A 13733-nucleotide genomic window follows, 5' to 3' on the forward strand; every position below is an offset into this window, starting at 1 on the left:
TCGCAGCCCCGACCCGCGGTCACGAGCGGGGGCTCCTATCTTTTTAGTGCCCTCGGATTGGGTCATAGTGTCTGTCGTTGCCAAGACATCGGCGCTTCCGTTGTTGTAGGTGGCAGTTAGGTGCACTCATTGGGGACAGACTTAAATGAGTGCCCACAGAATGAGAGTGGATAATCTTCCGTTTTTGGCCTGCTTGGGGGTTCAAAGTGGGAGATTATCCACTCTGCGGCACTTGGGGACGTTCCTTTTGTGCCGGCACTTTGGGACACTCCTTGTCATTGGTACAAAGCAACCTGTCCCCATTGCGCCAAGCGGCGTGTGCCGTTAAGCGGAGGGGGTGTATTCCCGACCCATCGTTTGGGCATACAATGGCTATTGGTTTGCTGCGGCGAAGGCCTGTCCGCTCCGCAGCTATTTTCTACGGTAGAAGGAGTATGTATGTCCGTTGAGGTCATGAGGTCTGTGATCGACGCTGCCGAGGGTCGCGTGCCCGTCGACACGCTGTTTACCAATGCGCAGATTGTCGACGTGTACGGTCAGCGCGTGGCGCCCGGTAGCGTTGCCGTCAAGGACGGCGTAATCGTCGGCGTGCTCTACAACGGGCGCGACGATGCCGCCGGTACCTATGAGGCTGCCGAGGTTATCGACTGCCAGGGTCGCTATCTCGCCCCCGGTTTTATCGACGGACATCTGCACATTGAGTCCTCGAACATCCGCCCCGCCGAGTATGCGCGCATGGCGGCGACGCGCGGTACCACCACCGCCATTGCCGACAGCCACGAGATTGCCAACGTGGCGGGCCTGGACGGTCTGCGCTTTATGATCGAGGACGGTCGTCGCGCGCCCATTTCCATCAAATACATGATGCCCTCGTGCGTGCCCGCGCTGCCCGATGAGCAAGCGGGCGCTGTGATTACCGCCGCTGACATGCAGGCGTTTTTTGCCGAGCATCCGGGCGACGTTTTTGGCCTGGGCGAGATGATGAACCTGCCGGGTGTCTTTATGGCCGATCCTGAGACCTGTGCTCGCATCGATGCTGCCAACCAGACGCCGTCCAAGCAGGTCGACGGCCATGCGCCGCTCGTTGCCGGCAAGGACCTCAATGCCTATGCCGCGGCGGGCATTATCGCCGACCATGAGTCGACGATTCCCGAGGAGGCGCTCGACAAGCTGTCTCGTGGCATGTACGTGATGCTGCGCGAGGGCACGTGCAGCCATGACCTGGCCAATCTGTCGCCGATGCTGCTGGAGAACCCCGCGCGCGCCCGCCGCTGCTGCTTTGCGACTGACGACCGCGCCCCTTCCGATGCGCTTGCGACTGGCATGATCGACAATGCCTGCCGCGTGGCGATTGAGGCCGGTATCGACCCCGTGGTCGCTATCTCTATGGCGTCCCTCTCCACGGCCGAGGCGTTTGGCCTGGATCACGGCTGCCGCGACCCGCACGAGCTGCGTGGTGCGATTGCCCCGGGCAAGCGTGCCGACCTGCTGGTGCTCAATGACCTGACGTTTGCTACGGCTCCGCATCGAGTATATGCCGCCGGTGCTCTGGTGGCGCAGGACGGCACCTTTGTGGGCGAGATCGCACCCGAGATGGCCGAGGTTGCGGCCCTTGCCGATGAGCTGCGCGCCTCCGTTAAGCTGCCGAAGCTTTCACTCGACGTGTTTGACTATGCCTTTAAGCCGGGCGAGGCCGTTATCGATGTCATCCCGGGTATGGCTATCACGGGTATGGCTCGCCCCGAGAGTGCCGAGGGCCTGCGCCGCATTATGCTGATCGAGCGCCACGGCCGCGGCGTGTCGCTGCAGGCCGAGGGCGCCGACGGTGACGGCCCCGCGGGTCTGGGCTTGGTTGGCAAGCATATCGGTCGCGGCTGGGTGCGCGGCTTTACCATCACGGGTGGCGCCATTGCCTCCACGATTGGCCACGACTCGCACAACGTGTGCGTGGTGGGCGACAATGCGGCGGATATGATGGCTGCCGTTGAGGCCGTGGGCCAGGGCGGCCACGTGCTGGTGCGCAACGGCGAGGTCGTGGCGCGCATTCCGCTGGCGCTCGGTGGCCTTATGAGCGAGGGCACGGCCGAGGATGTCGCCGCGCAGCACGACGACTTTATGGTTAAGGCGCGCGCCATGGGTATCGAGCCGCCGCTCGACCCCATCATGGGCATCATTTTCCTGCCCCTGCCGGTAATCCCGACGCTCCGCATCCGCCCCGAGGGCATGTTCGACGTCACGACCTTCACCTACGCCGACTAGTCATCGGGGACGTTCTTAAACGACTAGCCGTCGGGGTGGCGTGTCGCCTGACGCCGCGACCGTGAGACCTCTGGCATGTGTGAGCTATTTGCCAGGTCCTTGTAACGTTTACGCCCGCGGAGTCTTATTTGAGCTCCCTTTGGGTACGTTGGAATCGGATACACGTTCGATTCCAACAAGCCCGAAGGGAGCTTTTCTATGTTTAAACTGATTGCATCCGATATGGATGGCACGCTGCTTGACGAAAACGGCCAGGTGCCTCCCGAGACCTACGAACTGATTCTGGCGCTACACGAGCATGGCGTGCATTTCGCCGCATCGTCAGGTCGTCGCTACGATCGCCTGTGCGAGTTCTTTGCGCCCGTTCGCGACAAGATGGACTTTGTCGCCGCTAACGGCGCCCAAGTCTACGCCGACGGTAAGATGGTAGACCGTGAGGTGTATTCCCACCTGGCGATTCGAAGGCTCGCCCAAGCCGTCAGGACGTTTCCCAATCTGCATCTTGCGCTCTTTGACCGAACCAAGTCCTTCCTGCTCGATGACGAGTGCAAGTTCGTGCGTGAGGTCGATAAGGACCTTCCCAATGCCGAGCGTATTTGGGAGCTGCCCGATCCCAGCGTAAATATCATCAAAGCGAGTATCTTTTGCGACGACAGTGCGGTTATGGACAGTGCGTACGTGCTACAGCGCGAACTTGGTCAGCTCTTTACTTTTGCGCCTTCGGGCAACGCGTGGATCGATGCCATGCAGCCCGGTGTGTCGAAGGCCTCGGGTATCGCGCAGCTCGCGGAGCATTACGGCATTGGTCGCGACGAGGTCATGGCGTTTGGCGACTCGATGAACGACTATGAGATCATTCGCTTTGTCGGCACGGGCTGCGCGATGGAAAACGCGCGCCCCGCGCTTAAGGCGGTGGCCGATCGCGTGGTGGGTTGTAACCGCGACCACGCCGTCCAGCAGGAGCTCCGTCGCGTGCTGGAGAGTCTCTCCTAATCCGGCAGATGGGGACGTTCCTTTTCTGCCGACAGTGGGGGACAGTCCTTGCAGCTTTTTGCGAAGAGTGTCCCCAGTGACTAGTCGTTTAAGAACGTCCCCAATGACTGACCAATGACTAGGCGAGGGCGGCCATGATGGTGCGGGCGACGCCGTCGTGGTCGTTGTCGTATTCGGTGATGGCATCGGCGGCCTCGCGATCTTCGGGCTCGGCGTTGATCATGGCCATGCCATGGCCCGCTGCCTGCAGCATGGGGATGTCGTTGATGTTGTCGCCGAACGCCCAGGCGTCGGCGAGACGCTCGCCCAGATGCTCACACAGCCACGTGAGGGCCGTTCCCTTGGTGGCGCCCTCACCCATGACTTCGATATTCATGGCGTAAGAACGCGTGACCTCAATGCCTCCGAGCGTGTCGAGCACCGCCGCGATGGCATCGCGATCGGCTGGGTCGTGCCAGTACATGGCGATGCGTTCGAGCGTCTCGACCTCGTCGATCTTGCTGTCGATATTCATGTCGATCGGCGTTCGTGTGCGCTTGAGCGAAGCCGCGATGTGGGGGTCGCCGCCGCAGAATTCGTCCAGGCGCGTGTAGAGCGAGCGGGGGAGGAAGCACTGCCCATCCGCGAAGATATCGAAGGTCACATCGTGGCCGGCGGCAATGCGATGGATGCGGTGGGCAATGCCACGGTCGAGCGGACGGCTCAAGATGCGCGTGGCGCGCGAGGCGTCGGTGGGCGTATCCTCGTCGAGCTGCCAGACGCTGGCGCCGTTGGCACAGACCGCGTAATGCACGGCGGGATGGGCGAGAATGGGCTCAAAGATGCCCGACAGTGGACGTCCCGTGCAGGGAACAAACTCGATGCCACGACGTGCGAGCTCGTCGAGCATCGCCCAGGTGGCATCGCTCATTTGCTTATCGCTCGTCAGCAGCGTTCCGTCCATATCGGAAAACACAATCATTTGATGCAGCCCTTTCTACTGGCATAAAAAGCGTGGCCGAGGGCTTGGGTCCCTGGCCACGCTCGAGTTCTATAACGGTCCGCGTCCTAGCGGTCGGCGAGCGGCTTGTACTCCAGCGGCTCGATCACCGGACGATAGGCCGGGCGAATAATACGGTGCGCGCAGAAGAGCTCTTCCATGCGGTGTGCCGACCAGCCGGCCATGCGGGCGACGGCGAATAGCGGCGTAAAAAGCGTCTCGGGCACGCCGAGCATCTTGTAGATAAAGCCCGTGTACAGGTCGATGTTGGCGCAGATGGGCTTGGTCATGCCGTGGTCGCGCATGACCTGGGGTGCCAGGCGCTCGATGCGCTCGATGAGCGCGAATTCATCGCCCAGGTCCTTCTTGGCGGCAAGCGTGCGCGCGTAACGGCGGCAGACCTCGGCGCGCGGGTCGCTGAGCGTATAGACGGCGTGGCCCATGCCGTAGATGAGGCCCGTGCCGTCGAAGGCCTGCTTGTCGAGGATCTTGCCCAGATAGGCTGCGACCTCGTCCTCGTCCTCCCAGTTGGAGACATGCGCGCGGATGTCCTCGTGCATGGACACGACCTTGGCATTGGCACCACCGTGGCGCGGGCCCTTGAGCGAGCCGATAGCCGCGGCGTAGGCGGAATACGGGTCGGTGGCCGAAGACGACAGCACGCGGCAAGCGAAGGTGGAGTTGTTGCCGCCGCCGTGCTCGGCATGCAGCATGAGCATAACGTCGAGCAGCATCGCCTCATCGCGGGTGAACGCCATGCCGCCGCGCAGGACCTGTAGGATGGTCTCGGCGGTGGAGAGACCGGGCGTGGGGTGCGGAACGTGAACCTCGGAACCGCGAAGCTTGGCGACCGAGGCCATGTGTGCGAAGGCGGCGATGCGCGGGAGACGTGCGAGCATGGAAATGGCGACGTCGATTTCGTGCTCGCACGTGATCACGTCTGGTTCGGCATCGAAGGCGTAGAGCAACAGTACGGCGCGCTGGAGCACGTTCATGATGCTCGACGACACCGTGGTCATAGGGAACTCTTTAACGTACTCGTCGCTCAGATGTCTAAAGGCGCCCAGGCGCTCGCAAAAGCCGTCGAGCTCTTCCTTGTTGGGCAGCGAACCCGTGATAAGCAGATAGGCGACTTCCTCGTAGCCGTAGCGATTCTCGGCCTGGGCATTGTTGACCAGATCCTCGATGCTGTAGCCGCGAAGCGTGAGCTTGCCCTGATCGGGCACGACCTTGCCGTCGATCTTGTTGTAGCCGTGCACGTCCGAGATGCGGGTAAGACCCGCGACCACACCCGAGCCGTCGGCGTTGCGCAGGCCGCGCTTGACGTTGTGCTCGACGAACAGACCCTCGTCATACGGATCAGTCGGTAGGCCGTGGTAGAGGTTTTCGCTTTCGGGCGAAATCTGGCGGCTCGCCTCATAATCCAAGACCAGGCGGCTCAGATGGTCATCGAAGCGGTAGTAGATTTTCTTGGCGTCGTAAGCCATGCGCGCTCCTCTCGGGGTCGTGTGGGGGCGGCGTGCTTGGGTGCAGATGCGCCAGCCTGTTCCCGCACGACCTGTTCGCTACAGGCGGTACATAAAGTTAAAGACATCCTCGCGCTGGATGGACACATTGACGCCCGAAAGCTCGCCGGCCTCGGCAAGCGCCTTCTGGAGTTCGGCGAAGTCGAGCTTGGACTCGGCGGTGTCGGCCAGCATGGTCATGGTGAAGATGTCCTCGATAATGGACTGCGTAATGTCGCGGATGTCGACGTTGGCCTCGCCCAGGACACGGGTGACGCCGGCGACGATGCCGGGGCGGTTCTTGCCAAGGACGGTGATGACGATACGGGAGGACGAGATCTCGGCCATGGGAAACCCTTTCGCGTGATTGCGGCGCGCGCGGGGCGCTCCGCTACGGTACAGTGTTCATCATTGTACCTGTCTGGCGCAAAAAAGGCGCGCTCGCTGCGGCGTTACATGCCTGCAACATGAGCGTAAGGGGGAAGGCCGCACGGGGAAGAGCCGTCTGGCGCGTGTCCGGCTCGTGTTGGGTTGATTTCCGATCTCAGCCGAACACATTGAGCGGACAGGCCGTTCCCGCAGTCAGCCGAACGCCTCCGACGGCTGATTCCGAACTGGAAGCGGAGGGCATCCCCGCCCTTCGGTAGGGGATACCGCTCCGCGGCGCATGCCGCAGGCGGCGCCCCTATCGGACCACCGTGACCTCAGTTGGGATGGGCCCAGCACTGCCGCGTACTCGGTGAGCTAGAGCCAACTGTTCGTCTTCACGTCGCGTATGGCGATATTTCGGTCGTCCGGCTCGGTGATGCCGTAGCCGAACGCCTGGAGCGTCTCGATGGACTCCTGGATCCTCTGTTGGAACATGGGACTCGGATCGACCCTCGGCCCGAGGTGCCCGCGCCAAAGGCACGGCGTGGCGCGCAGCATGTTATGGATTTTGGAGATGGGCTCGATGTCGGCGTAGACGTTGAGCGTCGCCATGGCGTCCTTGTGGCCGAGGATCGATTGGAGCGCCTTGATATCGCCGCCTTGGCGGATCCACTGCGTTGCGAACGTGTGGCGAAGGCCGTGGAACGTGATCAGCTCGTCGTTGGTGCCCATGAGGCCGTTGGTCTCCGAGAACGTCTTGAACGCCCTGCGGATATAGCTTGTCGTCGCGAAGGTCGCGCCCGGCTCCGACAGGATGTAGCAGTCCCCGATCTCGACCGCCCCGGTAAGGCCGCGCAAGCGCAGCTTTTCGCAGTCGATCTCGTGGGTCTCCTTCAGGAAGGGGAGTAGGCCGACCGGGTCGATGGGGATACCCCTGGCGTCATGGGTCTTGGTGTCCTTGATGAACGAACCCATTCCCTTCGCGTACGCCACCGAGTGTCTGATCGAGATCAGGCCCGTCTCGAAATCCACATCGCACCACCGAAGGCCGCAGACCTCGCCGATTCGCATCCCCGTGTGCAGGGCGAGTACGACCGCCCTCTAATCCTCGGCGGACCAATCGAGTCCGAACTCCTTTCGGGCATCCTCTTCGCTCATGACTTCGAGAAGGTCTCCGGGTTGGCAACGAAGGGCGAGGCATAGCTGCTCGAGTGTGTTGAAGCGAATGCCGCGAATATGCCCTTTTTTAATACGGGACAGGTTCACGGGCGTGGTTCCAATCCTTTCGGCAAGTTCGTTCGAGGAAATCTTTCGCTCGGCCATGATCTTGTCGAGGCGAACAATTACGGGCATGGCGTTTCCTTACGCAATCTCGTCGGAGTCGAGGTACAGCTCTCGGGCGTACAAGAAGAGCTGGGAAAGCATGAACAGGACGATGCCGAGAACCAGAGAGGTCCAATCGAATGATGAAGCGATCTCTTGGGCGCCGACGGCCCCCTCGCCGCCAAACATCGAAACGGAGGTTTTGAGTGAGCCGGCGTAGAGGCTGGTGGCAGCTTGAACAACGAAGAGAATGCCGAGCACCTTCAAGCATGTCGCAGACCCTTTCTTGAAGGGGTCTCCGCTCTTGATCGTCCACACGAGAACGGCGCTGAGGATGGTCGTAGCGATACCGATGACGGCAGGGACCAATGTCGAGATCGCAAGGGCTGGATACGCGGGGGAGTCTGCAATTACAGGGTTGTCGAGCACTTCGATTGCTGGCTTTAAGGAGAACGCCACTTGTGCGATGGCGGTGGCGCAAAGGGTCGCAGAGGCTATCGCACATGCGATGCGGAAGGAATGAAGCCGGGGAGTGCGATTGTCGGAACTCATAATAACCTCCGAAGAATTTAAAAAACTCAGGTTACTTTTTAACAGTTTATGTTAAATTGACTTTGCCGGCAAGTAATCACAGCATGCTGCAATCACTAGATGCGAGGCGGGGCCGAGCATTTTGTTCAGCCCCGCTGTTCCAGGTGGATGGGGTTAAGGTTGGCGATGAATATGCTCAAAATCTCGAAGGCGATCTTTAGGTCGCTTCTCTCCTCCAGGTCGCTCTGTGTTGTCGTTGTTGCGTTGATGGTTCTTTGTGCTCTGCCCGTCTTCAGGAGCGCGGCTGGCATCGACGGACGGGTCGAATACCTCGAGTCGGGAATAACCCGTGTTGAGCAGGAATTGTCAGCATCCTATGCGGATGCGCTTGTGAATGCGGGGGAGGACGGTGTCTATACCTCTTCATCAAGCATGCCCGCGCTTCTGTACTCTCTTGCCGCGGGACGTCTTATCTTGGCACCGCTCTCTCCCCTACTTCCGTTTCTGCAGATATCGGATGGAGAGTACACCTATTATGACGGATCGAAGGAGTACTTGCTATGGGTCGCAACGGCCGTTGCCGTCTCGTTCCTTGCCGCGCGTCTTAACAAACGTGAAAAGCTCATCATCCAGGCACCGATGGGCGAGCTGGGTAGACTTGTTGCATCGAGCGTATGGGCGAGTGTTTTTGCAATGCTTGCCGTCCTCGCCATCAATCTTCCAGGGATAATCGCCGCGCTTGTGAAGAATGGCCCGGGCTCGCCGTTCTATCCGATAGGCTACATTCAATATGCGACTCCGGTTATCAAACCGACTTGGCTGGTGTTCGCGCAGACGGCCATCTTGCAATTCTTGGTGGCAGCGTTCATCTCGCTTGTCGTTCACCTTGCCGTGAAGATTGCCAATAACCCTACGCTTGGAATCGTGTTCGTATGTGCCCTGATGGGGGTGACGATGGTTCCCGGGTATTACGGAAGATCCATCGCTTTACGTGAGTTCGCCCTGTTGAATCCCCTTACGTATGCGAACACTGAGTTGACCGTCGGCGCCTATAGCCCGTACCCGACAACGCAGATAGTGAATCTGCCTGGACTTTGCTTCGAGCGTGGCGCGATTACCCTCGTATGCGCAATCGGGATCGAGGTGCTGGCAATTAGCCTGCTTTGCGTTGCTGGAAAGAGCGGCTGCGCGCGCCCGATGTCCCCGATTTGTCTTGAGAGAGGTTCCTTCACCGCATCGAGAACGACAGCCCGTTCGAGCGCTTGTGCCTCCGCCGTTGCATACGTAAGAACGATGGGGAAGCTGCTCCTGCATTCTCCTGCCCTCGCCGTATGCGCGATTGCAATGTCGACGGCGATGCTGGCCCCGGCTCTGGTCGAGGTGTTTCCTGACGCTGGTGACGTTTCCGCTGTTCGGTATAGGGATGGGGAGCTCCGTTCAATAGATCGGTATCTAGAGCAGGACGCTGCGAATATGGACGTCGAGGGCAAAGCGGCCCTGGAAGGCATGCGAGATGCTCTTTCGGGTTTCGTGTACGCGCCCACGCCTGCGGAGGGGTTTCGAAGCCTTGCGACGTACGAGCGCGCTCGAGGCGAGCTGGGCGCGGCAGATGCGACCCTCCTGCAATCGATCGGAATCGAGCCGGAGACTCCTTCTCGTGCGGAGGCGCGCGCCCTTCTGCTCGAGTCGATCGCGAGCTTGCCGGACCCCAAGGTTTACGAGTTAAGTACGAAGATGCCCCCATTAATCCTCCTTTCGTATCTCCAGGCAGCGCTTCCTTCCTTGTTTTGGCTGTTGCCCGTGGTTGTCACATCGCTTGCGTGCACCTACCTGCGGTGCCGTTCCCTTCTGGTTTTCCAAGTCCCCGCAACAGCGCATGTGCGTTTTCTGACGGCTGTTGCGCTGTCTCTCCTGCTTGGCTTGGCGCTGCTTTTGGTGTCGATGGTTCCCGCTGTCGTTGTGTCCGTGATTAAGAACGGTGCGGGTGGATCGGAGTATCCCGTCGCTCTCATTCGGGCGGGAGCTTCGACAACGTCCATGGTGGGGGAGGCGGTGTTGTGCAGTATTCCGTTGCTGGTCATGGCATACGGCGTGATTTCCGTCGTCGCTGCGTTGACAGCAGCGATTAGCCGCAACCCCGTTGTCACCGGAGTGGTTTGCGCGGTTCTCCTGGTGTTGGGTTCGTTGAGCGCTCATGTTGAAAGCGCGGGCATGGGCGTCGCGCTGCTGGCTCCATTCGCCTCGTTTGATCCCGCTTCCCAGGTGGGGACGATTGGGTTCCTTGGGCGAGGGACGAACGCGATGCCTTTTGGAGAGGTCGTCGGCGCATCGGGCGCTCTGCTGGTGGTCTTGGGCGCCGTATCTCCGTTGATGGTGCGCCTGAGTGTTCCAAAGATCGAAAGGGGATGATCTCGATGATTGACCTTCAAACGCTGACGATCTCTTATGGAAAGAAGGTGCTCGTAGATTCGGTGAACGCTGAGTTTGCCCCGGGTACGGTCTACGGTCTCGTCGCTCCGAACGGGCATGGAAAGACGACGTTGCTGCGTGCGATGGCAGGTTTGCCGGGTCCTCGCGTGGACGGGAGCATCGTTCTGGATGAGGTGCAGGGTACGGGTGCGAGAGAGGTCCGTTCTATGATCTTCTATGCACCTGGTGAGGGGACGCTGCTGTATCCCGGATTGCGTGCGGAAGATCACCTCAAGATGGTTTGCGATATGTGGCCGCATGCTCGCGATATCGAAGAGATAGTGGAACAAACGCAGATAGGCGAGTTCGCGAAGATGAGGATCCGCACTCTGAGCCAGGGCATGAAGCAGCAGCTTACCCTGGCGATTGCGTATGCGACGGGCGCGCGGTACCTTCTATTAGATGAGCCCATGAACGCGCTCGACCCCAGCAGGGTGGACTTGCATTCCGAGATTCTCAGGAAGCTGGCCGATTCTGGTACGTGCATCATCATGTCATCCCACATCTTGGATTCGGTCGATAGGCTGTGCGATGAGATTCTGTTTTTGAAGGATGGGAGGCTCATTAGAAGCATTCCGCAAGATGATGCTGCGCCGAAGTCTCCTGGATCCCATTTCGCAAAGCCTGCCGGACGCGCCGAGGGTGCGCTAGGCACGTATCGGCGACTCTACGAAAAGGGCGGGTAGAAATGCGAGTTAATAATCTATGTGGTCGATATGCCGTTAAACCCGCATATCGATACCGCTCAGCCATTCGCCTCGCCCCCGTCGCACGTATCTTCATCCGGTCTGTTACTTTTAATCTAACGATTCTTTGAGGAACGTAGGTGCTTCTGAATGTACTGTCGACTTCTTCTCAAACTGATCCTAAGAGACAAGGCCGTATGGATTTGTACGCTCGTTCTCGCTGCAGCCTTTTTCGTCCCCATTGCGTTCAATTCACCCATCTACGGGCCCTTCTTTATGAAGCAGGGCATGCAGGGCTTTGTCGACGCATTCAATACGCGCGCGCCCCAGGCCAGCGGCACAGACCTATCGCCAGAGCAGCAAGATGACGCTGAGCTTGCAAGATACGCGAACGCCGCCCTCGCCGCTCAAACCGACGCCGCCTTTCTCGATTCTGCCGAGAGCTACTACGCGCTCATGGACGAGGGCTTCCAATCCGGGTCCATCGTGGGAGACCGAGAGACCAATGACGCGGAGCTCGCATATTGCCGCGCCCTGAGCGGCTCCGGCATCACGGATATCCCGGCCTCCGCAAACGACCTGCCATTCCTTTCCTTCCTGCCTTACGCCATTGCCGCGGCGCCGTCTTTCCTTCCCTTCATCCCCTTCCTTCTCTCGTCGATACTCCTGCTCGGCGCCACAAGGCCCGGTACCCTGGCGGCAAAGGCGCCCGCACCCAAATTCCGGCGCCTTATCCAGATCGTGTTTTCGATAATCGCCGCGGGGACCGCGATGCTCCTCGCCGGCCTCGCACCCGGGGGCATTTACGCCTTGGTCCTAAACGGCTTCGGGCAGATCGGGTACCCGATCGCCTTCTTCCATAACGGCGCGCTCACCACCACGACCGCGGGAAACGTCTTCACGACCATACTTCTCGCGCTGCTCGCGGGTGGAACCTTGATATCCGTTTGTTCCGTCGTCCTATCGACCGCAACGAGGCGCGTCTTCGCGGGCCCCCTTGCCTCCGCGTTGCTTGTCGCGGCCCCGGCATTCCCGTTATTGTCCGATTCGGCACTGGGGCATAATGCCGCGCTCGAGCTCCTGCCGCTGGCCGTGTTCTCGCCTATCGAGGCAACGGGTTACGTAGGATGCTTCCCGACAGAATTCATTGGCTCCGGTTCGGGCGGCGCATCGATGCTTGCCGTGGCCCTGGTATACGTCGCGGTCCTTTTCGCGGTCGGCGCCGTTGCGGCACGTTCGCCCAAACAGGCTGGACCCGCTAAAAAGCACCATGGGCTTGAGCTCCTGGACGTGAGCGTGGGATACGGAAGCACGACGATACTTTCAATCGGGTCGCTTTTCCTGAGCCCGGGAACGGCGGCGGGCCTCGTTGCTCCCAACGGCTCGGGGAAAACCACTCTTCTGGAAGCGCTGTCGGGCCAATTTCCCACCCGTATCCGATCGGGAAGCCTGACGGCAGACGGAATCTGCCAACGTCAATCAGCCGAATTTGCGGAACTTGTCTATCTGAGCTCTTCGGGCAGCGCGGATCTTTACCCCACGCTATCGGCCCTCGAGCACCTTGCCTTCGTTAGGGAGGAGTGGAAATCGGCCGCCGACATCGACTCGCTCTGCGACTCCCTCGGAATCTCCCCATATCTCGACAAGCCGACCCGTAAACTCTCGACAGGAATGAAGCAGCAGGTAAAGCTTGCCATGGCGATAGCGACCGATTGCCCGTACCTCATCCTCGATGAACCGCTGAACGGCCTCGATCCGGGAAAACGGAAAACCTCCTGCGACGCGATGCGCAGCGAGGTGGCGCGGGGACGCAGCGTGCTCATTTCAAGCCATCTACTCGACGACCTGGCAGACCTTACCAACTCGTTCTACTTCATCGAAGCCGGCACGCTCGTGGAAAAGATCAAGTCGTCCTCGCAGACGCTCAAGCAGGAATACCTCGATACATACGAAGGAGGTAAATGACATGAAACTATTTGAACAGCTGAAGTCCAATGCGTCGCGCATGGCTGTCTACGCCATCCTCGTGGCAACGGCTTTATGCGGAATCGCGGCACCCGTCTATGCGCTCAACGGGGAGAAAGGCGATGTCGAACCCGCGTACATGGCTTCGACGGTTAAGGACCGGTACAAAGCCTTCTCTGGAGACACGTTTTACGTAGCAGAGTACGACACGACCTACCGTCAGCTTCGCTACAACAAGGGCTACGACTATCTAGGCGCAGAGGCAATCAGCTATACGTCGGGTTGGTACCGCTCCAACTATGGACACATAACCCAGTTCAAGTGTAACTACCGTGTGTACAACTAAAGCAACCGGCCGGGACGAGGGGTGACGCAAAAGCGTCGCCCCTCGTTTTTAACCATGTCAACTGAACCTAGTTCAGTTTGGTTGATTTCCGATCTCAGCCGAACACATTGAGCGGAAAGGCCGTTCCCGCAGTCAGTCGAACGTCCCCGGGGCCCTTCTCAGGCCCCGGGGACGGCATTTTCCCAGTTGAAGGAACGGTGGAGATGTGTTTCGATGGGTCAGATTCGTGTCGGTTGATTTTCAATCTCAGCGCAACAGCCTGAACGGACCCCGCGTTTCCGCAGCTAGCGCAACGCGGAAATAGCCCC

12 protein-coding genes are annotated in these 13733 nt (G+C 59.9%); 6 read left to right on the forward strand and 6 right to left on the reverse strand.

The genetic code is table 11. The features are described from left to right. Positions 1–438: 438 nt before the first annotated feature. Both I2E13_RS10600 and I2E13_RS10605 read left to right on the forward strand, forming a co-directional pair. A complete protein-coding gene (locus I2E13_RS10600; RefSeq protein WP_195405086.1) occupies positions 439–2259 on the forward strand; it encodes an adenine deaminase in 1821 nt (606 codons plus the stop codon). A gap of 198 nt (positions 2260–2457) precedes the next feature. Next, positions 2458–3252, forward strand: a complete 795-nt coding sequence (locus I2E13_RS10605; protein ID WP_006235286.1) for a Cof-type HAD-IIB family hydrolase — start codon at positions 2458–2460, stop codon at positions 3250–3252. A 118-nt stretch (positions 3253–3370) separates the two neighbouring features. Here I2E13_RS10605 and I2E13_RS10610 read toward each other — a convergent pair whose 3' ends face one another. From I2E13_RS10610 to I2E13_RS10635, 6 genes are all read right to left on the reverse strand, one after another. Further along, positions 3371–4213, reverse strand: coding sequence for a Cof-type HAD-IIB family hydrolase (locus I2E13_RS10610; protein WP_195405087.1), 843 nt, complete (start codon positions 4211–4213; stop codon positions 3371–3373). An 86-nt stretch (positions 4214–4299) separates the two neighbouring features. Beyond that, positions 4300–5718, reverse strand: a complete 1419-nt coding sequence (locus tag I2E13_RS10615) for a citrate synthase (protein ID WP_195405088.1) — start codon at positions 5716–5718, stop codon at positions 4300–4302. A gap of 78 nt (positions 5719–5796) precedes the next feature. Beyond that, positions 5797–6084, reverse strand: coding sequence for an ACT domain-containing protein (locus tag I2E13_RS10620; RefSeq protein ID WP_006235289.1), 288 nt, complete (start codon positions 6082–6084; stop codon positions 5797–5799). A 396-nt stretch (positions 6085–6480) separates the two neighbouring features. Then, complete coding sequence (locus I2E13_RS10625) at positions 6481–7188, reverse strand: site-specific integrase (protein WP_267472502.1); 708 nt, start codon at positions 7186–7188, stop codon at positions 6481–6483. An 18-nt stretch (positions 7189–7206) separates the two neighbouring features. Beyond that, positions 7207–7458: a helix-turn-helix domain-containing protein gene (locus I2E13_RS10630; protein WP_006235292.1), complete on the reverse strand. Its 252-nt coding sequence runs from the start codon at positions 7456–7458 to the stop codon at positions 7207–7209. A gap of 9 nt (positions 7459–7467) precedes the next feature. Further along, on the reverse strand, positions 7468–7980 hold the full coding sequence (locus tag I2E13_RS10635; RefSeq protein WP_006235293.1) for a DUF2975 domain-containing protein: 513 nt from the start codon (positions 7978–7980) through the stop codon (positions 7468–7470). Positions 7981–8145: 165 nt separating this feature from the next. Here I2E13_RS10635 and I2E13_RS10640 point away from each other — a divergent pair, with 165 nt between their 5' ends. From I2E13_RS10640 to I2E13_RS10655, 4 genes are all read left to right on the forward strand, one after another. Further along, positions 8146–10368, forward strand: a complete 2223-nt coding sequence (locus I2E13_RS10640; protein WP_195405090.1) for a hypothetical protein — start codon at positions 8146–8148, stop codon at positions 10366–10368. A gap of 5 nt (positions 10369–10373) precedes the next feature. Beyond that, on the forward strand, positions 10374–11114 hold the full coding sequence (locus I2E13_RS10645; protein ID WP_195405091.1) for an ABC transporter ATP-binding protein: 741 nt from the start codon (positions 10374–10376) through the stop codon (positions 11112–11114). A gap of 276 nt (positions 11115–11390) precedes the next feature. Beyond that, positions 11391–13079 (forward strand): ATP-binding cassette domain-containing protein, encoded by a 1689-nt coding sequence (locus I2E13_RS10650; RefSeq protein WP_195405092.1) that lies wholly within the window; start codon positions 11391–11393, stop codon positions 13077–13079. A 1-nt stretch (position 13080) separates the two neighbouring features. Beyond that, positions 13081–13425, forward strand: a complete 345-nt coding sequence (locus I2E13_RS10655) for a hypothetical protein (RefSeq protein WP_006235302.1) — start codon at positions 13081–13083, stop codon at positions 13423–13425. The last annotated feature ends 308 nt before the right edge of the window (positions 13426–13733 follow it).

Source organism: Collinsella aerofaciens (assembly GCF_015554145.1).
Lineage (GTDB): Bacteria > Actinomycetota > Coriobacteriia > Coriobacteriales > Coriobacteriaceae > Collinsella > Collinsella aerofaciens_AA.